The following is a 24,619-nucleotide window of genomic DNA, read 5'->3' as shown; positions in this document are numbered from 1 at the left end:
GGTCGCCCCTTCCCGGTCCGCTGCCCCTGACCGTTTCCGGTGCGCGGCCCCTGCCCGGCGCGGCTGTCGCTTCCCGGCCGTCGCCCCGCCGGGTGTCAGCCGGGCGGTTCCTGGGGCTGCGCCCGCGCCGCGGGATCGTCCCGCTCGCCGGCTCGGCGGGCCTGCGGCACGCCGGGGTGGGCCGCGGCGGTGCTCGGGACGGCCGGCTCGGCGGGCACCGGATGCTCGGGGGAGTCACCGGGCGGCTGGGGGTCCGTCCAGTAGATGCTGAGCATCGTACGGAGCGTCGTGGGGTGCTGGCCCGGGCCGGTGGGCACCGTCAGCCGGTCGAGGTACTGCCACAGCTCGAGGTCCTCCTGCCCGGCGCCGCCGCCGTCGCGGGCGTGCACGTCCTGGTGGCGCTGCACGGCGACGGCCAGCTCGCGGAGGGTCTCGCGGCTCTGCTGCCCGGCGGTGTGGCTCTGCGCCCGGTTCACATTGCGCTGCTCCTGCCCCAGTTCGGTGATGGCCCGCTGGACACGCTGATGGAAGTTCGCGGTGCGGCGGCGCAGCGATTCGAAGTCGGCCCGGGTGGCGAACCACTCGCGCTTTCCGGCCTCCCCCCGGGCGAAGCACTCGACGCGGAATTCCTCGCGCTCGCTCTTGCGGCGGCGCAGCACGCTCGCGGTCCGCTCGTGGACATGGGTGAGGATCTTCCGTGCTCGCGGCAGATTGTCGGGGTGGATGATCGCGGCCCACGCTCTGGCGTCACGGGTGGGCGGGTGGATGTTCGAGGTGAGCATCTGCTCGAACTCTTTGTCGGCGAGCTGCGCGAGGTCCTGGGCGTCCACTACTGGCCTCCAAGCCGGTGTTGGGCGGTATGTGTCCAGCGTGGCGTATGACACTGACAAGCACGTAGAAATCCGGAAATAGAACGTACTGCAGCTGGCAGCCGTGATCGAACCGGAGTTGACGCCCCGTCATCTCCCGGAACACGCCCGCACGGAGCGTGGGGCACGTGCCGCGAGCGGTTCTCGGACCCGGCCGCGCGAACACACTGCTTCATCGGAGGGCTCCGGACCACTCGGCGCATGTCCGAAAATGTGCGTCAGCCGCGATCTTCGCCGTCCTCGTGGGGAGTGCCGCGGCCGACGGCGTACGCCCTCAGGAGCGCCACAGCGGCGTGCGTACCGTGTTGTTCCCCGAGACCGCGCAGTTGAGGCCATTGACGACCTCGTCCTGCGCGATGTCCCAGCCGACGACTCCGTTGCCCTTGCGGCCGAGTTCCACGAGACGGGCGCGTTCGGTGCCGTGCCCGGTGTTGACGTCGCACTCCACGACGCCGGTCCAGGAACGGCCGTTCACCGCCGCCAGCAGGGCGATCACCGGGAGCACCACCACGGCCAGCAGCAGAGCGGCCACCGCGGCGGTGTCCGCGGCACGTTCCAGCCAGCCGGAGGGAGAGGTCCGGCTGCGTCTGCCGCTGTCGCGCTCGCGCCGCCCGGTGCGGTACTCGACGATCACGCCGAGCCGCAGCGCGTACGAGACGAGGCCGACGGCGACGCCCCACCACAGCCCGTGGAAGGCCCCCACGACCAGCGCGAAGGTGAACGGGACCACGGCGGCCTGCAGCAGCACATGGGCGGTGGGGGTGCCCGCGTGGACCCGTGCCCCGCCCTTGGCGGCGAAGTACGCGTACGAGGTGCGCGACATCGCGACGGCGAGCGCCGAGGCCAGCAGCGCGTCCTCGAGGAGCATTCCGATCAGGACGTCGGGCCAGTTGGCCGGCTCCATGGCGACGAGGGCCTCGCTCGCCGCGCCCCCGCCGCCCAGTGTCCAGGCCAGCTTGAGGACGGGCACGGCGAAGACGACCGCCGGCAGCACGATGTGACCGGGGCCGCCCTTGAGGTCGACCGACCGTTCCTTGTTGCTCATGGGCCAAGTCTTGGCGGGGCCCCGGCCGTCGGCGAGGCGACGGGAGGCCGGGACGCCCAGGCCCGCGCGATCCGGTCGTGCCCCGTATCCGGAGCTCACCCGACCGGGCTACCGGCTACCGGGCCGTGACCGGGCGGGGAGGCCACGGGCGCCGTGGCGCACGCCGCCCGTGGCCCGCGGGTGAGCGTCCGTGCCGTTGCGTGACCAGGCGGGCGTTGGTCTAGTGGGACCACCTGCCCATGGGGGCCACGGGACGACCTCGACGATCCGTGAGCACCGGGCACCGGAGGCGGTGCCCTGCACGGGGCGATCCCGGCGGGCCACCCTTCGCGCGCTCCCCGCATCCGCACTCACTGGACGGTGACCATGACCATGTCCTCCTTCGGTTCCTTCGGCGGCCCGGATCCGTTCTCGGAAATGCTCAACCGGTTCTTCGGGATGTCCCCGGCGTCCTCGCCGCCGCAGGTGCAGCGGGTGCCGATCGGGCGGCTGCTGACCGAGTCGGCCCGTGAGCTGATAGGCCGGGCGACCACCCGGGCCACCGACGACGGCAGCCGCGACCTGGACACCGAGCATCTGCTGTGGGCCGCCACCCAGGTGGACCCGTCCCGCACCCTGCTCCAGCAGGCCGGCGCCGACCCGGACGAGCTGGGCAAGCGGATCGCCGAGATCCTGCCGGGGGAGAGCGCCACGCCGTCGGCGGAGCCGAGCCTGACCCCCGCCGCCAAACGCGTACTGCTCCAGGCCTACGAGCGCTCGCAGGCGGCCGGGGTCTCGTACATCGGGCCGGAGCACATCCTCGGCGCGCTGCTGGACGCCAAGGAGTCCGGAGCGGCCAGAGTGCTCGGCGCGTACGGCACCGACACCGGCAGACTGCGGCGCGAGGCGGACAACGCGGCACGGGCCGAGGGAACCCCGGCGGACGGGACGAGCGACACCCCCACGCTCGACCAGTACGGGCGCGACCTGACCGAGGAGGCGAAGGCCGGGAAGCTCGACCCCGTGGTCGGCCGGGCCGAGGAGATCGAACAGACCGTGGAGGTCCTCTCGCGGCGGTCCAAGAACAACCCGGTGCTGATCGGCGAGCCCGGCGTCGGCAAGACCGCCATCGTGGAGGGCATCGCCCAGCGCATCGTGGCCGGTGACGTTCCCCGCACCCTCAAGGACAAGCGGGTGATCGCGCTGGATCTGTCCGGACTGGTGGCGGGTTCCCAGTACCGCGGTCAGTTCGAGGAACGGCTCAAGAATGTCATCGAGGAGGTCAGCGCCGCCGCGGACTCGACGATCCTGTTCATCGACGAACTGCACACCGTGGTCGGCGCCGGAGCGTCCGGCGAGGGCGCGATGGACGCGGGCAACATGCTGAAGCCCGCACTGGCCCGCGGCGAGCTCCATGTCGTCGGCGCGACGACCATCGACGAGTACCGCAAGCACATCGAGAAGGACGCCGCCCTGGAGCGGCGCTTCCAGCCCGTCATGGTGCCGGAGCCGACGGTCGAGGAGACCATCCAGATCCTGGAGGGCCTGCGCGACTCCTACGAGGCGCACCACCAGGTCCGCTTCGCCGACGCTGCCCTGGTGGCGGCGGCCGAGCTGTCGGACCGCTACATCAGCGACCGCTTCCTGCCGGACAAGGCCATCGACCTCATGGACCAGGCGGGTGCCCGGGTACGGCTGCGGTCGCTCGGCCGGTCCACCGAGGTCGTCTCCCGCGAGGACCGGCTCGCGAAGCTGAAGCGCGAGAAGGACGAAGCCGTCGCTTCCGAGGACTTCGACAAGGCGTCCGACCTCAAGGGCCGGATCGCGGAGACCGAGGCCGAGCTCGCCGGGATCGAGGAACGCCGCGAAGGCGTCATGGACGTGACCACCGCCGACATCGCCGACGTCGTCTCCCGCCGCACCGGCATCCCGGTCACCCAGCTCACCGCCAGCGAGAAGGAGAAGCTCCTCAAACTCGAGGACGCGCTGCACTCCCGGGTGGTCGGCCAGGACGAGGCGGTCACCGCGATCGCGCAGGCGGTGCGCCGCAGCCGGGCAGGGATGGGTGACCCCGACCGCCCCGTCGGCTCCTTCCTCTTCCTCGGACCCACCGGTGTCGGCAAGACCGAGCTCGCCAAGGCACTCGCCGAGCTGCTGTTCGGCGACGAGAACCGCATGGCCCGCTTCGACATGAGCGAGTTCCAGGAGAAGCACACCGTCTCGCGCCTGGTCGGCGCACCGCCCGGATACGTCGGCCACGAGGAGGCGGGCCAGCTGACGGAGAAGGTGCGCCGACAGCCGTACAGCGTGCTCCTGTTCGACGAGGTGGAGAAGGCCCACCCCGATGTCTTCAACACACTGCTCCAGGTCCTCGACGACGGGCGGCTGACCGATGCCCAGGGGCGGACGGTGGACTTCCGGCACACCGTCGTCATCATGACGTCCAACATCGGCGCCCAGCGCATCCTCGCCCACAAGGGCGATGTCTCCGAGATCCGCGAGGACCTCATGGGCGACCTGCGGGGCCACTTCCCGCCGGAGTTCCTCAACCGCGTCGACGAGACGATCATCTTCCACGGTCTCGACAAGGACGACCTCGGGCGGATCGTGGACCTCATGCTCGACGGCAGCAAACGCCGTGTGCGGGCCCAGGACATGGAGCTGGAGGTCACCGAGGCGGCGAAGAAGCTCCTGGTCGCGCACGGCCACCAGCCGGAGTTCGGTGCCCGCCCGCTGCGCCGCACGATCCAGACCGAACTCGACAACCGCATCGCCTCCCTGCTGCTGAGCGGCGAGGCGGAGCCGGGCGACACCATCGTCGCCGATGTGAAGGACAACGCGCTGGTCTGCTCGATCGGCCGCCCGAAGACCTCTGCCGGGAGCGAGGACGGCGCAGGCGCGGAGGAGGTCCCGGCAGAGTAGGCCCGCAAGGCCCTGCCGGACGCCGGGCCTGCCGTACGGTCCCCGATCCGTACGGCAGGCCCGGCGCGCCGTTATGACATGCCAGGAATCGGAAACGCGTTCTTGTGGTGAACATCGTCACTCGAACGGGTGATGGGTGGTGTCCTGGATGCGACGCCGCGCCGTCGCGCGGCTATGTCTGCTGCTTGTGATCGAGAACCTGCTGCGTGCCGCCACGGCGGTCGCCCTCACCGCCCTGCCCCTGACGATGGCGAGCCCGGCGCTCGCCTCGGACGATCCCCTCGTCGCACAGCTGATCCCGTGCTCCTCCGCCGTGGTGCCCGCCGGGCACGTCTGCGTGCCGTCGCCGAAACAGTGCGTCACGGCGCCGTGCCCCCAGTACGACCTCATCGCCCTCCCGATCCCCCCGCTGCCGATGGATGCGGGGCGCCAGGCCGCGGAAGGGGTGGGGCACTCCTTCTGAGCTCTGCCCGGGAGCGGCCTTCCGCGGCACCCGCGCACGTCCGCCGGACCGATTGTCAGTGGTCGCGGATATGTTCGGTCGTGTTCTGCCGTTGTGGCGCGGAAGTCGCCCCGGTGCACAGAGGAGTGGTGTGTTGTCAGACTGGGAGAGGTCCAGCACGGCACGGGTGACCGCACCCGCACGAGCCCGCAAGCTGGCCAAGGTCCCGTTCGTCGAACTGGCCGACGGACGTCTTCAGGGTGTTGTGTCCAGTGGGTCGGACATCGGGCGGGTCTACGTTTCGTCGGTCGCCGTCGGCACCTACGCCTTCGCGTGCAGTACCAACAACAACCGCCCGTGCGGCGGCGCCCGCGGTTCGTTCTGCAATCACATCCTGGCCCTGATCGGCGAGGCGGTGCTCCAGTACGGTGCCGAGCGCGTCGCACGCTATCTGAGAGTGGAGCCCGCGGACGGGGAGCCGAGCGCGAGCGCCATCGTCACCGGCATGCGGAGCACGCAGCCCGCGCAGGGCGACACCAAGGCCGCGGCCCCGGTGTTCAGCCGGTTCCTGCGCCATCTCGCCTACCTGGAGTTCACCCCGGACACCGCTCCGGTGCCGGAGATGCACTGGTTCCCGACGACCAGGGCGGTGGCCTGATGCGCGCCGATCTCCTCACGGAAGGCATTGCCGGGCTCGACGAAGTCCTGTCCGCCGTGGACGCGTTCGACCGGGCGCTCGTCGCCGGGCTGCTCCGGCCGCAGGCCGCGCAGACCGCCGGTCTGAGCGCGCTCGCCGAAGCCGTCGCCGCCGGCCCGCTCGGCGCACGGGTCGCCGAGGCGGCCGGGAAGGCGGCGGGCGGAGCCGCGAGCGAGGACGACTTCGTCGCCCTGGCCGCCGCCCGCACCGCGCTCCTCGGTTCCGCGCACGACGCGCTGACCGACCGGGTCACGGAGGCGACCGGACGGCCCCGCGGTGAGGAACCCGTACCACCGTCCGTCGGCCGGCCGCCGGCGAATCTGCTCGCCGCCGCCCGTTCCTGGCTGGCGGACCTGGCACGGACCGGGTGGCAGGGCATCGACCACGACCTGGTCTCCGGAGCGGCACCGGTCGTCTCCGCGATGCTCCCGGAGCCCGCGCTGCGCCGCCCGGCGATGCTCCTCGACGGCTTCGCCGCCGAACTGGCCGCTTCCTGCCCGGGCGCCACGCTCGAGCGGATACCGGTGCGCCGCTGGGCGGACCTGTGGTCGCGCGCCCTGCTGCTGACGCTGCCCGGCGCGGCGGAGGTACCCGTGACCGGGGCGGTCACCGGCCGTCTGCTGCCTCTCGGGGTCGATCTGCAGGAGCACCCGACCGCCGTACAGGCCCAGGTGCACGCGGTGTTCGAGCCCGCCGACGGCGGGGCGCCCCGGCTGGTACGCGCCGGAGCGGCGGTGCCGAAGCCCGACACGGTCGTCGGGGCGGGCCTGTGGCAGCTGCTACGCCCGCACCTCTCGCTGCTGGCGGCTCTCGGCGAAGGCCGCTCCATGGACCTCACGGGCATGCCCGTCACCGCCGAGGGCGACCTGGTCTGGAGCGACGAGCACGCCCGGCAGGGCGAGCCCGCCGACGCCTTCGCCACCGCCCGGGTCGTCCTGCCCACCGCCGCGGATCCGGCCACCGCGCCCCTGGACCGGTATCCGTCGCGCATCGCGGTCCCGGTGTTCCTGGAGGGCTACACCACCGCGGGGGCCGACGGCACGCTGACTTTCTCCCTGCCCGGCTGCGACCTCGCCGTCGACACCGAGCGCCTTCCGGCCGCCGGCCCCCTCACCCCCGAGGCGGTCGCGGCATCCGGTGCCTGCATCGGACTGCTCCGCTGGGACGCCGGGGCCTATCGCGTCCAGCCCCTGGCCGTCGAGACGACCGTGCGGAAGAAGGCCGTCGCGCTGCACGCCGGAGGATGGGCCGGGGGTACCACCGACAAGGCCGGCGCGAAGGCGGAGAAGGCCGCGACCGACGCCGTCACCGTCCTGCGGGAGCGGGCGGGAAGGCTGCTGCGGAAATGACCGAGCACACGACGGAACGCACCGACGGGGCCACGGCCCCGCTGCCCCCTTCGCCCCGGTCCGCCCCGGAGGCGGACCCGCAGGAAAGCCGGCGCCAGGTGCTCTACTGGCGCCTCCTCGCCCGCCTCTTCGACCAGGAGGAGCAAGCCGCGCTGGAATCGGCCAGCCTGGCCGTCGTCGAGGACATCGGCCTGCCGGCCACACTGCTGGACCCCCAGGCGTCCGTCGATTCGATCGTCCAGCGCCACCCGGGGCTGGCCGCCGAGTTCGACGGCCTGATGGCACCGACTCCCGATGCCGATGCCGATGCCGATGCCGATGCCGATGACAGTGACGGCGATGGTGATGGCGAGGAAGCACGTGACCGGGCCGCCGAGGTGCGACGGGCTGCCCTGGTGTCGAAGGTGCTGCTCAATGTCTTCGCCTCCGGCACCGGCACGGTCACCGCGGGGCAACTGGCACGCTGGCAGTCCGATGCCGGCTGGCTGGAGCGTGCGCTCGGCTGCAAGCCCGGAGACCTGCGTGGCGGCCGGGCCGGTGGACGCGCGGCGGGGCAGGGCGTCGGTCCCGACGGCACCGGCGGCCGGGGCACGACCCCCGATCTCAGCCGGCTGATCCCGGCCATCGGACCGGAGCTGGGCAGCATCGAGGCCGACCTCGTCAAGCGGATGCACCTGCGCGAGGTGCTCGCCGATCCCGCGCTCGCCGCACAGCTCACCCCCAGCATGTCGCTGATCGAGCAGTTGCTGCGGGACAAGAACAACCTCTCCGGTGTGGCCCTGGCCAACGCCAAGGCCCTGATCCGCCGCTTCGTCGACGAGGTCGCCGAGGTGCTGCGTACCCAGGTGGAGAAGGCCACGGTCGGCGCCCTGGACCGCTCGGTCCCGCCCAAGCGGATCTTCCGCAACCTCGACCTCGACCGCACGATCTGGAAGAACCTGACCAACTGGAGCCCGGAGGAGGAACGGCTCTACGTCGACCGCCTCTTCTACCGGCACACGGTCCGCAAGACGACACCGCAGCGGCTGATCGTCGTCGTGGACCAGTCCGGATCGATGGTCGACTCGATGGTCAACTGCACCATCCTGGCCTCGATCTTCGCCGGACTGCCCAAGGTGGACGTCCACCTGATCGCCTACGACACACAGGCGCTCGACCTCACACCGTGGGTGCACGACCCCTTCGAGACCCTGCTGCGCACCAACCTCGGGGGCGGCACCGACGGCACGGTCGCCATGGCCCTGGCCCAGCCGAAGATCGCCGAGCCCCGTAACACCGTCGTGGTGTGGATCTCCGACTTCTACGAATGGCAGACCGAACCGCTCTTCGAGAGCATGGCCGCCATCCACCGCTCGGGCGCCAAGTTCATCCCCGTCGGCTCGGTCACCAGCTCCGGACGCGGCAGCGTCAACCCGTGGTTCCGCGAACGCTTCAAGGACCTCGGCACACCGGTCCTCTCCGGCCACATCCGCAAGCTCGTCCACGAGCTCAAGACCTTCCTCGCCTAGAAAGGCCCTGTCATGTCCGACCTGTTGCGCGCCCCCGCCGAGATCAAGTACGCCGAGGAACTGGAGTGGCTGGAGTCCGTCGACGACGGCCCCAAGCCCTTCTCCTGGCGGCTGTCACCGAAGATGGTGCGCCTGTTCATCCTCGGCTCCGAGCGCTCCGACGGCCTCGACCGGGAGATCTCCCAGAAGTGGTACGGCGACCGCAGCTTCGTCGAGCGTTCCATCGTCACTCTGGCCTCGGACCGGGGACTGCTGCTCATAGGCGACCCGGGTACCGGCAAGAGCTGGCTGGCCGAGCTGCTCTCCGCCGCGATCTGCCGCAATTCCACCCTGGTCGTACAGGGAACGGCCGGCACCACCGAGGACCACATCAAGTACTCCTGGAACGTGTCGATGGTCATCGCCAAGGGGCAGTCCCGGGAGTCGATGATCCCCTCGCCGATCATGACGGCGATGGAGTCCGGCGCCATCGGCCGCTTCGAGGAGCTGACGCGCTCCACCAGCGACGTGCAGGACGCACTGATCTCGATCCTGTCCGAGAAGTACATCTCGGTCCCCGAGCTGGACAGCGACAGCATCGTCTTCGCCAAGCCCGGATTCTCCGTCATCGCCACGGCCAACAGCCGCGACCGGGGCGTCAACGACCTGTCCTCGGCGCTCAAGCGCCGGTTCAACTTCGTCCGCATCCCGGTGGTGACGAACAAGAAGAGCGAGGTGGAGATCGTCCGCTTCCGCACCGAGGAGCTGCTGCGCCGCCACCAGATCGACCTGGAGGTGCCGCCGACCCTCCTCGACGTACTGCTGCAGAGCTTCGCCGACCTGCGGGCCTCGGCGGTGTCGGCCGGCAGCGACGACGAGAAGCTGGAGTCCGCGCTGTCCACCGCGGAACAGATCGGCGTGCTGGAGGACGCGGTGCTGCACAGCAACTTCTTCGGCGAACGCGCCCTGACCGCCCGCACCCTGGCCTCATCCCTCGTCGGCTCGCTGGCCCGGCGCGAGCCCGAGGACCTGGCCATCCTCAACAAGTACCTGCACGGCGTCGTCGAACCGCGCAGCAAGGAGGAGGGCGGCTCCTGGCCGGAGTTCCTGGAGGGCGGCCGCGACGCGATCGCCACCCTGTCATGAGCGGTACGCATGAAGGGACCTTCGAGGGGCTCCGCGCCCAGCTCCAGGAGGCCGCCTCGACGTTCGCCGACGGCCCCGACGCCCTGGAGGGCATCCTCCTCGGCATCGTCGACGACGTGGACCACGCGGTCGCCGAGCCGCTGGAGATCTTCCCCGTCTGCCACCACTCGCCCGCCTCGGCGGTCGCGATGGCCCGGCGTCTGCGGGAGAAGCGGCCCAAGGTGGTGTACCTGGAGCTGTGCGAGGACATGGCGCCGCTCCTGACCGAGCTGCGCAACTGCAAGCTGCCGGTGGCGGTCCAGTCCTTCGCGACCGAGATCGACGGATTCCCCGCCGAGTGGTCCCCGCTCTCGGTGGTCGCACCGATCACCGAGGCCTCCGCCGAGTACCAGGCGATCGCCTACGCGCTGGACACCCCCGGCGTCGAGCTCGTGCTCGTCGACCGCTCCTCGGACCACGTCTTCCAGTGGGACGCGCACGGGGCCCACACCGAATCCTCACCCACCGACCCGGACGCACCGCCCGCCGAGGAGGAGGCCGCGCTGCACGGCGACGCCGTGGGCGTGGAGATCGGCGACCTGCGCCCCCGCTTCGCCGAGCTGGAGGAGCACCTGCTGCGCCACGGCAAGGTGCGGCACTGGTCGGAGTGGTGGCACCAGTACGTCGAACTGCCGCTCGGCGACAGCGACCACGACACCTACCGCCAGGTCATGCTCCTGATCGGCAGCCTCTTCCGCCGGCTGGCGCCCGGCGATCCGCACCGGGTCCGGGTGGACGAGGACCGCGAGCGCCACATGTGGACCCGGATGCGCGAGCACCTCGCGGTGAGCGGCGCCGACCCCGCGGACTGCCTCTACGTCTGCGGCGCCTTCCACGCGGTCAGCCGTGTCCAGGAGTTCGGCGTCCGGGGCGCCGACGGCTTCGAGATCGGCCCGCCCACCGCCACGGTCTGGCAGCACGGCCTGATCCCGTCCAGCCACGCGGCGATCGAGGCGCAGTTCGGCCTCGCCGCCGGGTCGGTGTCGATCGCCGCCACCGTGTGGGCGAAGAACGTCAGACGCAGCCGCGTGGAGCCGTTCCGCCTGGCCGGACAGGCCGGTACGAAGAAGTCCCGGGCCAAGAAGGCCGAGCGCGTGCCGGACCCGGTCCCGGACCTGCCGCCCTCGGACAGGCTGACCGGCTTCCTCCAGCAGCCGCCCGCCCTGGACCGGCTGGACGAGGCCGAACTGCTCGGCTGGTCGGTGGAGATCGTGCGTGCCGCCCGGCGCAACGGCTACCTCGCCTCCACCGCCGACGCCATCGCGGTGTTCGAGACGTCGATCCTGCTGGCCGGAATGCGTGACCGGGCCAGACCCACGCCGTACGACTTCCAGGACGCCGCGGTCACCTGCATCGAGAAGGACTCCGTGCCCGGCCGCCGCGACGTCCGGCGCCTGGTGGAGATCATGATGGGCGGCGACCGGGTCGGCCAGGTCGGCTACGACGCGCTGCCGCCCCTGGCCCGCGATGTGCACGACAGACTGGCACCCCTCGGCCTGAAGCTCCAGCAGACCGGTGTGCGGCGCGCACTGCTGGACATCGCCTCGCAGCCGGAGCTGGAACGCTGCTCCGACGTGCTGTGGATGCTGCGGTACCTGATGCCGCACGGCGCCGCCCGCCCGATCATGGGCGAGCGGAAGCTGGGGGAGCGGCCGATCCAGGAGTCGTGGGACCTCGCCCTCGGCACGTACCAGCGCGCGCTCATCGAGCTCGGTTACGAGGGCGTCAGCATCGAGCAGGTGCTGGAGCAGCGGCTGCGCCGGACCGCGTACGGCCGGCAGGCCACCACGGCGACCGTCCTGGAATCCGTCGAGGACGCGACGCTGTACCTGCGCAGCCGGCGGCTCGCCGAAGAGCTGGGCACCCACGCCCTGGAGGTGCTGTCCGCCGAACGCAGCGTCGACGGCGCGCCGGAGGTGCTGCGCCGGGTGCGACGGCTGCTGGCGTACTACCGCACCAGCGAGCCGGTGCTGCCGCCCTGGATCGAGTCCTTCGTCAAGACCGGCTACGCCCACTACTGCACGCTGTTGCCGACGGCGTTCACCGACGAGGACGCCACGGTCCGCCACGTGGCGGCGATGCTGGGTTTCCTGTTCAGCATGGAGAGCCTGGCGCTCTCGCTCGGCTGCGACCGGACCCAGCTGGAGCTGGCGGTGGGCCAGTCGCACCCGCAGGAGTCGTCGAAGACGGCACTGCTGTGGGCGGCGCAGGTCCAGCTGGGCCGTATGACCCGCACGGAACTGCGCGCACGGTGCGACGCGTTGCTGGACAACCCGCTGGTGGTGGCGGCCTATCCGCGCTATCTCAGCGGCTTCGTCCACGCGCTGGATCCCGTTCCCGGCCTCACCGACTTCGTCGTGGAGGCCGTGTCGAACGCCTTCGGGCGACTGCCGGACCCGGTGCTCCTGCCGTGGCTGCCGATGCTGATCACCACCCTGCGGTCAGGCGGCTCGGAGCTGGCCCCGCTGCTGATCCGGGAGGCCGGACGGACCTTCCCCGCCCGGCTGGACGCACTGGACGCGTGGGTGCCGCCGTGGCGGGCCCTGCCGGAGCCGGTTGCCGCACGCCCGGCGGGCGGCGACCGGGGCGGACCGGGATGCGCCCTGCTGGCCGCGCATCCCGGGACGTGCGACGCGGTCGCGGCCCTGCTCGGATGCGAGGGCGGCTGGCGGACGCCGGAGACCGGCCCCTCCGGGGCTGCGCTGCTCGATTGTCATCCGGACACCGCGCGGGCGCTGGAGGCGCTGCTGGCGACCGTGTGACGCCGTGGAGCCGGGTTCCCGAGGGGCACCCAGGAGCCCGGCTCGTACCGGTGAAACACCTGGTGAAGGCCCTGATGAGGAGGGCGATACATGCCTGGACGCCGAATCCGGCCACGTGATTCGATGACGCCATGACATCGTTCTGGACGGGAAAGCGGATACGCCTGCGCGGCATCGAACCCGATGACTGGACCGCCTTCATGCGCTTCGCGGAGGAGGAGGCGGGCACGGGCAACCTGCCCTGCCCGCCGCGGTCGGCCGAGCACCATCGCGCACGAGCGAAGGAACAGGCCGCCGCCCTGTCCGACGGGGACTGCTTCCAACTGGCGATCGAGGCACTGGAAACGGGGAAGATCGTCGGATCCGTCGGCTCGTTCCACGCCGACCCGCGGTCGGGCTGGTTCGAGTACGGAGTCGTCATCGACGCCGGCCACCGACGGTCCGGGTACGCGGCGGAGGCCGTACAGCTCCTGCTGCGCCACATGTTCGAGGAGCGGCGGTTCCACAAGTGCCAGGCGCGGATCCTCGCGTACAACACGGCGTCACTGGCCCTGCATCAGCGGCTCGGCTTCGTCGAGGAGGGCAGGCTCCGCGAGCATGTGTACGTATCCGGACGCCACCAGGACCTCGTAGTGATGGGCATTCTCGCCGAGGAGTTCGCCCGGGCACATCCCTCGGACGGATTCCCGGACGGGACGGCTCCGGCCCGGGCCGACACCTGAAATCCGTGGCCGCGGCGGACCGACAACCGGATAATGCCTGCTCATGTCCATCAAACCTGTGTCCGGTCCCCTCTGTACCCGTGAATCGATCGCCGCCGATCTCCGCACGCTCGGACTGCTCCCCGGCGAAACCGTGCTCGTGCACTCCTCGCTGAGTTCGCTCGGCTGGGTCTGCGGAGGATCCGCGACCGTCGTCGCGGCACTGCTCGATGTCCTCGGCGAGGCCGGCACCCTGGTGGTGCCGGCCCACTCCGGTGACAACTCCGATCCGGCGCTCTGGTCGAACCCGCCCGTGCCGCAGGAGTGGTGGGCGAGGATCCGTGCCTCGTCCCCGGCCTTCGACACCCGGACCACACGCACCCTCGGTGTCGGAGTCGTACCGGAAACCGTACGCAACTGGCCGGGCGCGCTCCGCAGTTCCCACCCGCAGACTTCCTTCGCGGCCGTGGGCCCGCGGGCGGCCGCGATCGTGGCCGGACACGCGTCTGACTGCCGGCTCGGCGAGCGCAGTCCGCTCGCCCGGCTGGAGGAGGGCGCGGCCCGGGTCCTGCTGCTGGGCGCCGGATTCGACTCCTGCACCGCCTTCCACCTGGCCGAGTACCGGATCGCCGCGCCGCTCGTGGACAACTCCTTCGCCGCCATGACGCCGCAGGGCCGCCGATGGGTCACCGTGCGCGACACCATGATCTCCTCGGAGCGGTTCGACGAGCTGGGCGCGGCCTACGAGCAGGCACGACCCGTGCTGCGCGGCACGGTGGGCAGCGCCCGGGCGCGGCTGTTCGACCTGGCGGACGCCGTCGCCTACGCCGAGAAATGGCTGCCCGTGCATCGACCGGAAGCCGACGGAATCTGACCGGGCCCGGGGTCGGCGGCATCCGTCCCGAGCGGGCATCGCCGCTGGTGGAGGGCGGCCCGGCAGGGTGCGGCGCGGGATCGGGCGCACGGGCGGGGATGCCGGGGTGCGGGGCCGCGGCCCGGGGTACACGGTTGGAGCACGAACCCGTCCCGACCGTGGCGGTGGGAAGCCGAAGGAGCAGCGGATGCCGGCCCTCGAAAGGATCAGGCCCGTGAGCGGCGCGCCCTGCTGGGTGAGCCTGATCGTGCATGACCTGCGTGCGGCCCAGGGCTTCTACGGAGACGTCATGGGCTGGGAGTTCGTCGGCAGCGTACTCGGTGACAACTTCTCCGTGGCCATGGCGCACGGCAGGCCCGTGGCCGGGCTCGGATCCTGCTCCCGCAGCGCCCGCCCGCCCGCCGTCTGGACCCCCTACTTCGCGGTGGACGACGCCGACGAGACCGCTGACCGGGTCAGGGAGCGCGGTGCCACCCTCGCCGTCGGACCCGTGAAACTGGGCGAGGGCCGGGCCGCGATCGCCGCCGACCGCGACGGCGCCGTCTTCGGTTTCTGGGAGGGCACCGCCCTGACCTGGGCGGTGGGTCGCGGCAGCGCCCCCGCACGGCTGGACCTGCGCACCCGCCACGCCTTCGAGGCGGCCATCTTCTACGCGGAGGTGTTCGGCTGGGCCGAACACCCCGGTGGCTGCACGGTCGACTACGCGGAGGGTCACGTCCACATCAGGCTCGACGGACATACGGTCGCCACCCTGCACGGCGGCGGGGTCGAGAGCGCGGCCGACCCCGCGATCAGGCCCCGATGGGTCGTCGGGTTCCGCGTCGCGGACGGCGCACGGACCGCGGCGGCCGCCGTCGACGCCGGTGGCGCGTCGGCCGACGCCCCCGAGTCGGAGGAGGCCTCGTCCAGGGACGCCTACGTCATCCGAGACCCCGACGGCGCGCTCTTCACGGTGTCCGCTGCCTGAGCGCGCGAGTGTCGGCGCGGGCGGGCACCGTCGTACAGCACCGTCCGGCCATCCGGTCCGTCGTCCGGCACCGGGCCCGTCATGAACCCGGCCGAAGGGATGGAGCCGTCGGTGCGCGCCCGCCCGGCCGGTTCGCACCCGGGATCTGCGCGACCCCTCATGGTCATTCCATATGACGAACACGCTCCGGAGTTGCGGACCTACACTGTGCTGATACTTCGCGAAGGGGCGAAGTACCTGAGCATTACGGGGGCCTCATGGGATTCGGCTTCGGGCAGCGGCGCAGCGGACAACCCCCCGCCGAGCGGACCAGCTTCGTCGGGCGGGCCGAGGAGATCGCGCTGATCCAGGAGGCCTTCCACGGGGCACGGCTGGTCACCCTCGTGGGACCCGGCGGCGTCGGCAAGAGCCGTACCGCCCTGCGCGCGGCGGAGGGCCTGCGGGAACGGTTCCCGGACGGGGTGTGGCTGGTCGAGCTGTCGACGTTGTCGGACCCGGAACTGGTGCCCGAGACGTTGGCCACCGTGCTGGAGGTGCCGGAACACGCGGGGATGGAGTCGCTGGACGCGGTCGTCACCCACCTCAAGGGGCAGCGGCTGCTGATCGTGCTCGACACCTGCGAGCACATGGTCGACACCTGCGCCGTCCTCTGCGACGTCCTGCTGCGCGAGGCGGCCGAGGTGTGCGTCCTGGCCACCAGCCGCCAGCCCCTCGACGTCGTCGACGAGCGGACGATGGCGATCGCCCCGCTCGGTGTGGACGACGCCGTGGAGCTGTTCACACAGCGGGCCGCCCGGGTGCTGCCGGGCTGGACGGTCACCGACGCCAACCGGGAGCAGGTGCTCTCGCTGGTGGAGCGGCTCGACAGGATCCCGCTCGCGCTCGAACTGGCCGCGGTGCGCCTGCGGGTCGCACCGCTGGCGGAGCTCGTGGCCCGGCTGGACCGCCGGTTCGAGGTCTTCACCGGTGGCCAGCGCGCCGCCTGCGCCCGCCACCAGACCCTGCGCACCACGATCGGCTGGTCCTACGAGCTCTGCACCCCGGCGGAGCGCCTGCTCTGGGCGCGCCTGTCGGTCTTCGCCGGCCCCTTCGAACTGTCGGCGGCCGAGCGGGTGGGCGGCGGCGACCGGCTTCCGCCCGGGGCGGTGCTGGAGGCGCTCTTCGGGCTGGTCGACAAGTCGGTGGTGCAGCGCGTCGGCGAGGACGGGGCACGCTACCGGCTCCTGGACACGATCCGTGAGTACGGCGCCGAGCGCCTCGACGAGGACCGCAGCGCGGCCGCCGTACGCGAACGGCACTTCGAGCACCACCGCGAAACGGCCCGCCGTATGTGGGACGAACTGATCACTCCCGCCCAGGCGGAGCTGCACCGGGCGGTGAGCAGCCAGATCGCCGACATCAGGGCCGCGATGAAGTACGCCTACTCGGCGGAGGGCGGCGCGGCGGAAGGGCTGATCCTCGCCGTCTGGCTCGCCCCGCACTGGCGGGCCACCGGCACCCTCTCGGAGGGGCGGTACTGGATCGGCAAGGGGCTCGACCTGGTGCCCGAGGACTGCCCGGAGCGGGCCTGGGGCCTGTTCATGGCCGGTGTGTTCGCGACCTGGACGGCCGCCCTCGACGAGGCGCCGAGCCTCTTCAGGCACGCCCGGGAGTCGGCGCTGAACTGCGACGAGCAGCGGGTCGCGCTGTTCACCGAGGCGTACAACGGCGCGATGCGGGCACTGTGCGGCGAGATCGAGGAGGGGCTCGCCGACATGGAGCAGGGCCGTCGACAGATCGTGGCCGTGGGCGACCTGCTGGGCATCAGCATGGTCCACTACGAGGGCGCGCTGCTGCGGGCCGTGCTCGGCGACACCGACGGGGCCCTGGACCTGTGCGCCTGGGGCCTGGCCCATCTGCGTGGCACGGGCGACCGGCAGTTCTACGGCTCGACGCTGCTGGCGCAGGGCCTCATCCTCTGGCTCGCCGGACGCCACGAGGAGGCGGCCGAGGTGCTGCGGGAGTCCCTGGAGGCCATCAGCGAGATCGGTGACGTGCTGGTAGCGGCACTCTGCTGCCTGGGCCTGTCCTGGTACGCGGCCCGGCAGGGGCGCTACGTCAGGGCGGCCTGGCTGCTGGGATACGCGGAGGGCGCGCGCCGGCTCAGCGGCGATCCGGTGGCCATGCTGACGGCCGTGCTGGACGAGCAGGAGGCGACCCGCGGCGCCGTGCGGGAGGCGCTGGGGGACATCGAGTACGAGCGCTGGCACGGCGTCGGGGTGCGGCTGTCGGGGGGCGAGATCCTGGCGGCGGTCCGGTCGGACACCGACAGGCCCACGCCCCGGCGGACCGTGCCCCGTGCCCGGCCGGAGCCCGCGGCGGCCGATCTGCTCACCCCCCGGGAACGGGAGGTCGCCACCCTGGTCGCACGGGGCCTGTCCAACCGGGAGGTCGCCGAGCACCTGGTGATCTCCAAGCGGACCGCGGACACCCACGTCGAACGGATCCTCACCAAACTCTCCATCGATTCGCGCACCGGGATCGCTTCGGTGCTGAAGCCCTGAGCCCCGTACGTAGGCCGCTTCACCGCCGGTACGTATGCCGACGCCGACGGGGTGAGCACCGACCGCGGCACGGATACGTGTACCGATCCGCGATTCGGCCCGGGCTCGCGGGGCGATCCGTGCGGCAGGCTGGGCACGCCGCTGGGGACAGGGAGCAGCTGCGCGGCAAGGGCGGTCGTGGCCGGCGCGCAGGCCCGAGTGCTCCCGCCCCAGCGGCATGGGACGTGCCGCCCGCTCGTCCGTGCGGGTCACCGAAGGACACCGGGCACCCCATAGGCTGTAGGGAGCAACACCCGACAAAGAGGATGCGCGCCATGTCCTTCGCCCCCCTCGGCCGGCACAACGGCGAGCACAGCGACTACTGCAACACCGGCCTGTGCTGCCGCTGCCAGCAGCGGAGCTGGACGACGCAGCAGGGCAACGAGCGGCTGTGCGGCCCGTGCGCCGCCTGTTGCCGGGAGTGCGGCAGGGCCCCGGCACCGTATCTGGACGGTCTCCACGGCGGGATCTGCTCCGACTGCCGCGGACTGTGCGCCAACTGTCATGCACCAACGCCCGACAACGGCGTCTGCGAGTGCCGTCAGTGGAAGCAGAGCCCCGGCAACGACCCGGTCCGCTTCATCCTTCAGGGCTTTCCCGCACCGCTGCTCCAGGCCCTCGGGCACAAGGTGCCGCGCACCCTTCCCGACATCCTGTTCGGCGAGCTGGAGTACCGCACGGCCGCCCAGCTCCTGGACCGTATCGAGCGGCGCTGGAGCAACCGCTGGTCCCACGCCATCCACGAGCGTGACGAGGAGAACCGCCGCCGCTGGGCGCCGCAGGAGATCGCCGAGGCGCTGGTGAGCCCCAGTGCCTGCCGGAATCGGGCCTGCGAGGACGGATATCTCCTCACCGACGGGGCGCCCTGCCCGTACTGCCGTCAGCCGGGCCACCGCTTCGTGCCGGCCACCGCCGAGGCGGTCTCCACCTCGGAGCACGCGCGGGCGACCGCCGCGCAGATCCGCAGGACGCTCGTCGGTAACCGCTCCGTGACGAAGCGGCCCGGCCGGGGAGCCCGGCCGGGCGTGTGGCCGGTTCCGTCCGACGACTGACCCGGGCCCGGAAGGGTACGACGAGGGCCCGGCCGCCGTGGCCGGAGCGGGCCCTCCTGGACGCCGTGCCGCACGCGTCCAGGAGGGCCCGTCCCGTCACGACGGCCGGGCCCCTGTCACCGGGAGCCGGTGGTTCAGTGCGCCGCGGACGCGGCCTTCTCCTCCGCGAGCCGCTCCATGCCGCTCTGCGTCTTGAGCGGCTTCTCCTTGATGAACAGCACCGTGATCAGGGCGAGGAACGCGAACGGCGCGCCGACCAGGAAGACCTCGGCGGTCGCGACACCGTACGCCTGCTCGACGATCTGCCGGGCGGGCTCGGGGAGCTTGCTCAGGTCGGGGACGGAGTGGCCGGAGCCACCGCCCGCCGCCGCGCCGCCGAAGCCCTTCTCCAGCTCGCTCGCCACCCGGTTGCCGAGCACGGCACCGAGTGCGCTCGTACCGATCGCACCACCGAGGCTGCGGAAGAACGACAGCACCGAGGTCGCCGCGCCCAGCTCCGAGGCGGGCACGTCGTTCTGGGCGGCCAGCACCAGGTTCTGCATCAGCATGCCGACGCCCACACCGAGCACCACCATGTAGACGCTGAGCAGCCCGAAGGAGGAATCGGCGCTGATCGTGGAGAGCAGCCCCATGCCCGCGGTCATGATGATGCCGCCCGCGATCAGGAAGCCCTTCCACTTGCCGCGGGAGGAGATGATCTGACCGGCGACGGTCGTGGAGACCATCAGGCCGAGGATCATCGGCAGGCTCATCAGACCCGCGGCGGTCGGCGTCTTGCCCAGCGAGATCTGGAAGTACTGGGAGAGGAACACGGTGCCGCCGAACATGGCCACACCCACCAGCATGCTCGCCACGGTCGTCAGTGCCACCGTGCGGTTGCGGAAGATGTCCAGCGGGATGATCGGTTCCTCGACCTTGGACTCGACCAGCACCGCGACGGCCAGCAGGACCACACCTGCACCGACCAGGGCGGCGGTCTGCCAGGACGCCCAGTCGAAGCGGTTGCCCGCGAGGGTCACCCACAGCAGCAGGGCGCTGACACCGCTCATGATGAGCACCGCACCGAAGTAGTCGATCTTCACCTCACGGCGCACCGTGGGCAGCTTCAGCGTCAGTTGGAGCAGCACGATCGCGAGCAGTGCGAACGGCACACCGATGAAGAAGCACCAGCGCCAGCCGAGCCAGGACGTGTCGACGAGCACACCGCCGATGAGCGGGCCCGCGACGGTGCCGACGGCGAAGACGGCTCCGAAGATGCCGGAGTAGCGGCCGAGTTCCCGCGGCGGGATGATCGCCGCCATCACGACCTGGGCCAGCGCCGTGAGGCCACCCGCGCCGATGCCCTGCACCACACGGCTCACGATGAGCAGGCCGACGGTGTGCGAGAAGCCGGCCACCAGCGAGCCGACGATGAACATCGAGAGGGAGAGCTGGATGAGCAGCTTCTTGTCGTAGAGGTCGGAGAGCTTGCCCCAGATCGGGACGGTCGCCGTCATCGCGAGCAGCTCGGCGGTGACCACCCAGGTGTACGAGGACTGGCTGCCGTTCAGGTCGGCGATGATCCTCGGGAGGGCGTTGGAGACCACGGTCGAGGCCAGGATGGCCACGAACATACCGGCCATCAGACCCGACATGGCCTGGAGTATGTGACGGCGTGACATCGCCGATGGCGCCGCTTCGGGCGCACCGGCTATCTGTTCTTCGGGAGTGGCGGCAGCGCTCATCGGCCGGCGTTCCTCATTCTCTGGTTCTCGGGTGGAAGAGCCCCGGTGGGGCTCTGGACGTGGATCAGTCGTTCAGGCCGGCGGCCAGCACGGTGAACGCCTCGTGGAAGATGCTCTGGAACGTACGGGTGCGGCCCGAGGCCACCCAGACTTCGACGGAGGCCCGTACGGCGGCGATCGCCGCGTGCGCGACCAGCCGGGGACGGAGATCGGTCTCGGGGTCCTGGCCGAGCCGTTCGGCCACGGCGGCGACCAGCGCCCGCTCGTCCGCGCCCTGGGCGGCCAGGAACCGGGAGAGCAGCGCCGGGCTCGTCCGCAGCACCGCCATCTGGAGCTCCCAGCGTTCGTGGTCCTCCTCGATCTGGGCGAGCTTCTGGGCGATCGCCTCACGCAGGGCCTGGAGTGCCGTGAGCGCGGGCGGTGCGTTCAGCACGGCCCGGCGGACCCGCTCGGCGTCGTCCTGGATGGGGCGGGTGATCGCGTCCTCGAGGCACGGGAAATAGTTGAAGAAGGTGCGGACGGACACGCCGACCGCGTCGGTGACCGCCTCCACGGTCACGTCGTCGATGCCTCGTTCCGCGGCCATCCGCAGCGCCGTGTCCGCCAGGGCTTTGCGCGTGGCACGCTTCTTGCGCTCACGCAGCCCGAGGGATTGATCGGCGGCAGTCATGACGTGCATGCTATGCATTTTTGCGTGGTGTGCAAAATTCTTTGTACGGCGGGGGAGAGCCTTCACGCCGCCCGCGTCGTACCGGCCGTCCGGCGCCGCCCTTCGCCCCCCGGAGTGCTCCCCTGGATCAGGGCCTTCTCCAGGAGGGTGAACGACTTGGGCGCGCCGCCCGGCTGCGGCTTGCCCGCCTTGTGGCCGACGGCCCGGTACCCCTCGGCCAGATAGTAGGCGTTCAGACGCGCGTTCTCGGCCAGACAGTCCAGGCGGACCAGCGCCCGGCCGGTCTCGGCCACCCGGCGCTCGGCGGCCCGCAGCAGCAGGCGGCCCGCCCCAGGAGGGGCACTGTCACGGTCCACCATCAGCCGGTGCACGTAACCGGCCACCGGCGGCTGCGGCCCCCAGGCGTCCTCGTCCGACCACCACAGCTCCCAGGCCCCGAACACCCGGCCCCGTTCCTCGGCGATCCAGACCTCGCCGCTCGCCATGATCCGGCGGAAGTGGTCCTCGCCGAGCTCGCCGGGCTGCCACTGGCCGGTGATGCCCCGGGCCAGCATCCAGCGGGCGGCGCCGTCGCGCAGCCGGACGAGAGCGGTGAGGTCGCAGGCGTCGGCGAGGCGGAGACGTGGATCGTTCACGCCGCGATCCTCGCACGGGTATTCGGCGCCGCATGCGGACGCAGCCCGGGGCGCCGTGCCGGGGCTGCGCCCGTACCGTTCAGCGGAACGTGTGGACCAGCTGAATCTCGCCGACGACATGGGCGTTGAAGTCGTCGAGTTCTTCCGCCGGAACCCACAGTTCGAGGATGGTCCGCCCGCCCGCCTGCTGTACGGGATAGCGGCGCAGGAAATCCGACTCGACCTCGAAACGTGTGACGAACCCGGCCCCACTGTGCTTCACGTTCCAGTCCCGCGCGATCCTGATCGCGTAGTCCTCGTTGAGGACCGGATAGAAGACGGGCTGCTCGGGCAGACGGGGCGGCCACCTGCGCCAGCCCGACTCCCGGACCAGCTCCAGCTCCTCGGGGCCGGTCGGGCGCCACAGAGTCGTCGTCGCTCGACGGCTGGTCATGGAGCCGTCCTTCCGTACGTCGAGGTCGCCGGGGCGGGCCCGGCCGGATGCCGGACGATACCCGCACGCGACCTCGGACGGCCACGGTGTTCTGCCCGCGCGGCAGCTGGTGAGCCGCTGCTACGCGGTGGCGGCCGCGCGGGCGTACGTGAGGAAGGCGGCCCCGGACTTCAGTACGGTGTGCTCGGTGAGCTGCCAGGAGCGGGGGTCGAAGGACGCCTTGTCGGAGAAGAGGGGAATTCCGGCACCGATCGTCGTCGGGCTCAGCTTCACTGTCAGTTCGTCGATCTCCGAATACAGCGAACCGGCCAGCTCGGCGCCGCCCAGCAGCCAGATGTCCTTGCCGTCCTGCTGCTTCAACTCACGTACGGTGGCCACGGGATCGTCGGCGACCACCTCCACTGCCGAGTCCGGGACCTCGCTCAGCGTCCGCGAGAACACCAGATGGCGCAGATGCGGATAGGCGTCGTTCAGCCCGGCCCGGAGGCCGATCTCGAAGGAGCGCCGTCCTTCGAGGACGGTGTCGAAGTGCGTGCCGCCGTCGGTGACGGACAGCGCGGCGCGGGCCGGGGCCGGCAGTGTCTCCGGGTACACCTCGACGAGGCGCTGGAGGTAGTCCTCGGGGATCGGCCAGAAGCCGTCCGGGCCGGTGGGGTCGGCGCCGTCCGGTCCCGCGATGAAGCCGTCGAGAGTGGACGCGATGCAGTACACGAGCTTGCGCACGGAAGACCTTCCATCGACCTGTTCACCGAGCCTCCATGATCGCTACGCGCACGTCTCCGGAGCAAGACGTCGAGGCCGGTGATCAACGGCCGTTCCCGGAATCACCGCGCCGCCCGGCCCGGTCACCGCCCGGCCTGCTCGGCGGCGGAGACCGGATACGGTGTCCGCTTGCTCTCATGGAGCAGCCGACGCTGGAACCCGTCCACGCGCAGGGCCGTACGGGCGTGCCGGTCGACGACCGCGGCGACCTCCGGCGCGATCCGCTCGGGCCGGTCGCCCGCGATCCAGCGCCGCAGGAACACGTCGTGCTCCCGGCCGCCGCGCAGAGCGGCGGGAAGATGGTGGCGCAGCAGGTGATTCGCCAGGTAGTCGCTGTCGTACGCGCGGTGCGCGGCCAGGAACGCGGACTCGGTGGGGGAGAGGTCGAACTCCGCGCTCAGCGCGAGGCCGAAATCAGCGAAGCGGATTGAACGGCCGTCGGTCAGCACGTTGTGGAAATGCGCGTCGAAGTGGACGAGCCCACGGGAGCGCATGAACGCGGCCGTGCGCATCACGCGCTCCTCCGCCCAGGCGTACCGCGGGCCGTAGACATCGTCCGGCCCGGCCTCGCGGTCCGCGGCGAGCCGGGCGGCGAGCGTCTGCGGCAGGTGCTCCAGGAAGACGACGACGGAGTCGGAGGACCGGCTGATGGCCTCCAGTCGTTCACGTACGGCCGACGAGCCCTCCCAGTGCGCCACCGCCCCGTCGATGCCGCCGAACTCGTCGGCGAACCCGCGGGGAGGCGAGTCCGGGAGCACCCTCCAGTGGTACATGAGCGGGAAGTCCGCGCACACGCCGCCGAGCACCCACCCGGTGGTCATCGCGTGCACGGCCAGCTCGCGCCAGGCACCGAACCCGGACGAGCCGACCCCGTACTGGTAGAACGCCGGCAGCCCGAAGACATTCGCCGTCGACCGCACGTTCTGCGGCCTCGACTCGAGGTCCGTCAGCGGGATTCGCTTGACGAAGACCGGAGTGCCGCCGACCTCGAACTCCCCGGTCCTGCCCCCGACACCGGACCCGCGAGGGGTGGCCGAGGCCACCGCCTCGCCGAGCCGACGGTCACTCAGCAGCGACAGCCGGGCGGACACTGCCCCGAACGCGGACGCACGCGCGCTTCGCGACTCTTCCGTACGGTCCACGAACGGCTCCTCATCACCCGTGCCGGGCAGCGGACCTGGCGTACCGGCGGCCGCGCGGGCGCCGTCGATCCTACGCACCCGAACCGGTCGCGGGATCAGCGGACTCGACCGGGCACCCATGAGCCGCACGTCCCGGCGACGTTCTCGACGTGCCGGAGCAGTTCGGCCACCGCGCCGCCGACGAACCGCCGCCGGGACCCGGTGGACACCGGACGGGAGGGACCTGGGAGAGACAAATGCCTTGCGGCTCACGGAGCCGTCCTTCTACGGTGCTGCGCATGGGTTCTCTGTGACAGTCTCCGCGTGGCCGCGTCGAGTCCGACTCCGCTGCCGCGTGTTC

At 71.5% G+C, this 24,619-nt stretch carries 20 protein-coding genes; 12 read left to right on the top strand and 8 right to left on the bottom strand.

From position 1 onward, the window contains the following. Positions 1-95: 95 nt before the first annotated feature. Positions 96-830, bottom strand: a complete 735-nt coding sequence (locus ACFCV8_RS25135) for a hypothetical protein (protein WP_376687696.1) — start codon at positions 828-830, stop codon at positions 96-98. Positions 831-1,143: 313 nt separating this feature from the next. Beyond that, positions 1,144-1,914 (bottom strand): hypothetical protein, encoded by a 771-nt coding sequence (locus ACFCV8_RS25130; RefSeq protein WP_376687695.1) that lies wholly within the window; start codon positions 1,912-1,914, stop codon positions 1,144-1,146. Between the two features lie 366 nt (positions 1,915-2,280). Between ACFCV8_RS25130 and ACFCV8_RS25125 the strand changes: the two genes are divergently transcribed. The 12 genes from ACFCV8_RS25125 to ACFCV8_RS25070 all read left to right on the top strand — a co-directional run bounded on the left by ACFCV8_RS25125 (position 2,281) and on the right by ACFCV8_RS25070 (position 18,913). Further along, on the top strand, positions 2,281-4,815 hold the full coding sequence (locus ACFCV8_RS25125; protein WP_376687694.1) for an ATP-dependent Clp protease ATP-binding subunit: 2,535 nt from the start codon (positions 2,281-2,283) through the stop codon (positions 4,813-4,815). A gap of 148 nt (positions 4,816-4,963) precedes the next feature. After that, entirely contained in the window at positions 4,964-5,278 is a 315-nt protein-coding gene (locus ACFCV8_RS25120) for a hypothetical protein (protein ID WP_376687693.1), read from the top strand. 133 nt (positions 5,279-5,411) lie between these two features. After that, positions 5,412-5,915, top strand: coding sequence for a hypothetical protein (locus tag ACFCV8_RS25115; RefSeq protein WP_376687692.1), 504 nt, complete (start codon positions 5,412-5,414; stop codon positions 5,913-5,915). Then, a complete protein-coding gene (locus tag ACFCV8_RS25110) occupies positions 5,885-7,303 on the top strand; it encodes a hypothetical protein (protein WP_376687697.1) in 1,419 nt (472 codons plus the stop codon). The genes ACFCV8_RS25115 and ACFCV8_RS25110 overlap by 31 nt, the downstream gene beginning before the upstream one ends. Then, a complete protein-coding gene (locus ACFCV8_RS25105; protein WP_376687691.1) occupies positions 7,300-8,811 on the top strand; it encodes a VWA domain-containing protein in 1,512 nt (503 codons plus the stop codon). The genes ACFCV8_RS25110 and ACFCV8_RS25105 overlap by 4 nt, the downstream gene beginning before the upstream one ends. A gap of 12 nt (positions 8,812-8,823) precedes the next feature. Next, positions 8,824-9,936: an AAA family ATPase gene (locus tag ACFCV8_RS25100; protein ID WP_376687690.1), complete on the top strand. Its 1,113-nt coding sequence runs from the start codon at positions 8,824-8,826 to the stop codon at positions 9,934-9,936. Then, on the top strand, positions 9,933-12,737 hold the full coding sequence (locus ACFCV8_RS25095) for a DUF5682 family protein (RefSeq protein WP_376687689.1): 2,805 nt from the start codon (positions 9,933-9,935) through the stop codon (positions 12,735-12,737). Before ACFCV8_RS25100 ends, ACFCV8_RS25095 begins: the two co-directional genes overlap by 4 nt. Before the next feature lie 131 nt (positions 12,738-12,868). Further along, positions 12,869-13,459, top strand: coding sequence for a GNAT family N-acetyltransferase (locus tag ACFCV8_RS25090; protein ID WP_376687688.1), 591 nt, complete (start codon positions 12,869-12,871; stop codon positions 13,457-13,459). A gap of 43 nt (positions 13,460-13,502) precedes the next feature. Continuing rightward, the gene (locus ACFCV8_RS25085; RefSeq protein ID WP_376687687.1) at positions 13,503-14,312 is read left to right on the top strand and encodes an aminoglycoside N(3)-acetyltransferase; all 810 of its coding nucleotides are present in this window, start codon (positions 13,503-13,505) and stop codon (positions 14,310-14,312) included. 187 nt (positions 14,313-14,499) lie between these two features. Beyond that, positions 14,500-15,279, top strand: a complete 780-nt coding sequence (locus ACFCV8_RS25080) for a VOC family protein (RefSeq protein ID WP_376687686.1) — start codon at positions 14,500-14,502, stop codon at positions 15,277-15,279. Between the two features lie 257 nt (positions 15,280-15,536). Further along, positions 15,537-17,822, top strand: a complete 2,286-nt coding sequence (locus tag ACFCV8_RS25075) for a LuxR C-terminal-related transcriptional regulator (protein WP_376687685.1) — start codon at positions 15,537-15,539, stop codon at positions 17,820-17,822. 314 nt (positions 17,823-18,136) lie between these two features. Then, on the top strand, positions 18,137-18,913 hold the full coding sequence (locus ACFCV8_RS25070; protein WP_376687684.1) for a hypothetical protein: 777 nt from the start codon (positions 18,137-18,139) through the stop codon (positions 18,911-18,913). 134 nt (positions 18,914-19,047) lie between these two features. On the opposite strand, the gene ACFCV8_RS25065 is transcribed toward ACFCV8_RS25070, so the two are convergent. The 6 genes from ACFCV8_RS25065 to ACFCV8_RS25040 all read right to left on the bottom strand — a co-directional run bounded on the left by ACFCV8_RS25065 (position 19,048) and on the right by ACFCV8_RS25040 (position 24,279). Then, entirely contained in the window at positions 19,048-20,637 is a 1,590-nt protein-coding gene (locus ACFCV8_RS25065; RefSeq protein ID WP_376687683.1) for an MDR family MFS transporter, read from the bottom strand. 64 nt (positions 20,638-20,701) lie between these two features. Beyond that, positions 20,702-21,307 carry a TetR family transcriptional regulator gene (locus ACFCV8_RS25060; protein WP_376687682.1) on the bottom strand — a complete coding sequence of 202 codons (606 nt, stop codon included), beginning with the start codon at positions 21,305-21,307 and terminating at the stop codon, positions 20,702-20,704. A 62-nt stretch (positions 21,308-21,369) separates the two neighbouring features. Beyond that, complete coding sequence (locus ACFCV8_RS25055; protein WP_376687681.1) at positions 21,370-21,942, bottom strand: GNAT family N-acetyltransferase; 573 nt, start codon at positions 21,940-21,942, stop codon at positions 21,370-21,372. Positions 21,943-22,021: 79 nt separating this feature from the next. After that, the gene (locus tag ACFCV8_RS25050) at positions 22,022-22,375 is read right to left on the bottom strand and encodes a hypothetical protein (RefSeq protein ID WP_376687680.1); all 354 of its coding nucleotides are present in this window, start codon (positions 22,373-22,375) and stop codon (positions 22,022-22,024) included. A gap of 120 nt (positions 22,376-22,495) precedes the next feature. After that, positions 22,496-23,098 carry a dihydrofolate reductase family protein gene (locus tag ACFCV8_RS25045; protein ID WP_376687679.1) on the bottom strand — a complete coding sequence of 201 codons (603 nt, stop codon included), beginning with the start codon at positions 23,096-23,098 and terminating at the stop codon, positions 22,496-22,498. Between the two features lie 122 nt (positions 23,099-23,220). After that, positions 23,221-24,279 carry a protein kinase family protein gene (locus ACFCV8_RS25040; RefSeq protein WP_376687678.1) on the bottom strand — a complete coding sequence of 353 codons (1,059 nt, stop codon included), beginning with the start codon at positions 24,277-24,279 and terminating at the stop codon, positions 23,221-23,223. Positions 24,280-24,619: the final 340 nt, after the last annotated feature.

Origin of the sequence: Streptomyces sp. NPDC056347, assembly GCF_042262625.1 — a bacterium.
Taxonomy (GTDB): domain Bacteria; phylum Actinomycetota; class Actinomycetes; order Streptomycetales; family Streptomycetaceae; genus Streptomyces.
The sequence above is the reverse complement of the archived record's forward strand: the minus strand, read 5'-3'. Positions and strand labels throughout refer to the sequence as shown.

Excerpts from the sequence above, each read along its gene's own strand:
- ACFCV8_RS25050 (WP_376687680.1), bottom strand. The coding sequence starts at position 22,375 with ATGACCAGCCGTCGAGCGACGACGACTCTGTGGCGCCCGACCGGCCCC.
- ACFCV8_RS25065 (WP_376687683.1), bottom strand. The coding sequence starts at position 20,637 with ATGAGCGCTGCCGCCACTCCCGAAGAACAGATAGCCGGTGCGCCCGAA.
- ACFCV8_RS25100 (WP_376687690.1), top strand. The coding sequence starts at position 8,824 with ATGTCCGACCTGTTGCGCGCCCCCGCCGAGATCAAGTACGCCGAGGAA.
- ACFCV8_RS25090 (WP_376687688.1), top strand. The coding sequence starts at position 12,869 with ATGACATCGTTCTGGACGGGAAAGCGGATACGCCTGCGCGGCATCGAA.
- ACFCV8_RS25070 (WP_376687684.1), top strand. The coding sequence starts at position 18,137 with ATGTCCTTCGCCCCCCTCGGCCGGCACAACGGCGAGCACAGCGACTAC.
- ACFCV8_RS25120 (WP_376687693.1), top strand. The coding sequence starts at position 4,964 with ATGCGACGCCGCGCCGTCGCGCGGCTATGTCTGCTGCTTGTGATCGAG.
- ACFCV8_RS25105 (WP_376687691.1), top strand. The coding sequence starts at position 7,300 with ATGACCGAGCACACGACGGAACGCACCGACGGGGCCACGGCCCCGCTG.
- ACFCV8_RS25075 (WP_376687685.1), top strand. The coding sequence starts at position 15,537 with ATGGGATTCGGCTTCGGGCAGCGGCGCAGCGGACAACCCCCCGCCGAG.
- ACFCV8_RS25080 (WP_376687686.1), top strand. The coding sequence starts at position 14,500 with ATGCCGGCCCTCGAAAGGATCAGGCCCGTGAGCGGCGCGCCCTGCTGG.
- ACFCV8_RS25085 (WP_376687687.1), top strand. The coding sequence starts at position 13,503 with ATGTCCATCAAACCTGTGTCCGGTCCCCTCTGTACCCGTGAATCGATC.
- ACFCV8_RS25095 (WP_376687689.1), top strand. The coding sequence starts at position 9,933 with ATGAGCGGTACGCATGAAGGGACCTTCGAGGGGCTCCGCGCCCAGCTC.
- ACFCV8_RS25125 (WP_376687694.1), top strand. The coding sequence starts at position 2,281 with ATGACCATGTCCTCCTTCGGTTCCTTCGGCGGCCCGGATCCGTTCTCG.
- ACFCV8_RS25060 (WP_376687682.1), bottom strand. The coding sequence starts at position 21,307 with ATGACTGCCGCCGATCAATCCCTCGGGCTGCGTGAGCGCAAGAAGCGT.
- ACFCV8_RS25130 (WP_376687695.1), bottom strand. The coding sequence starts at position 1,914 with ATGAGCAACAAGGAACGGTCGGTCGACCTCAAGGGCGGCCCCGGTCAC.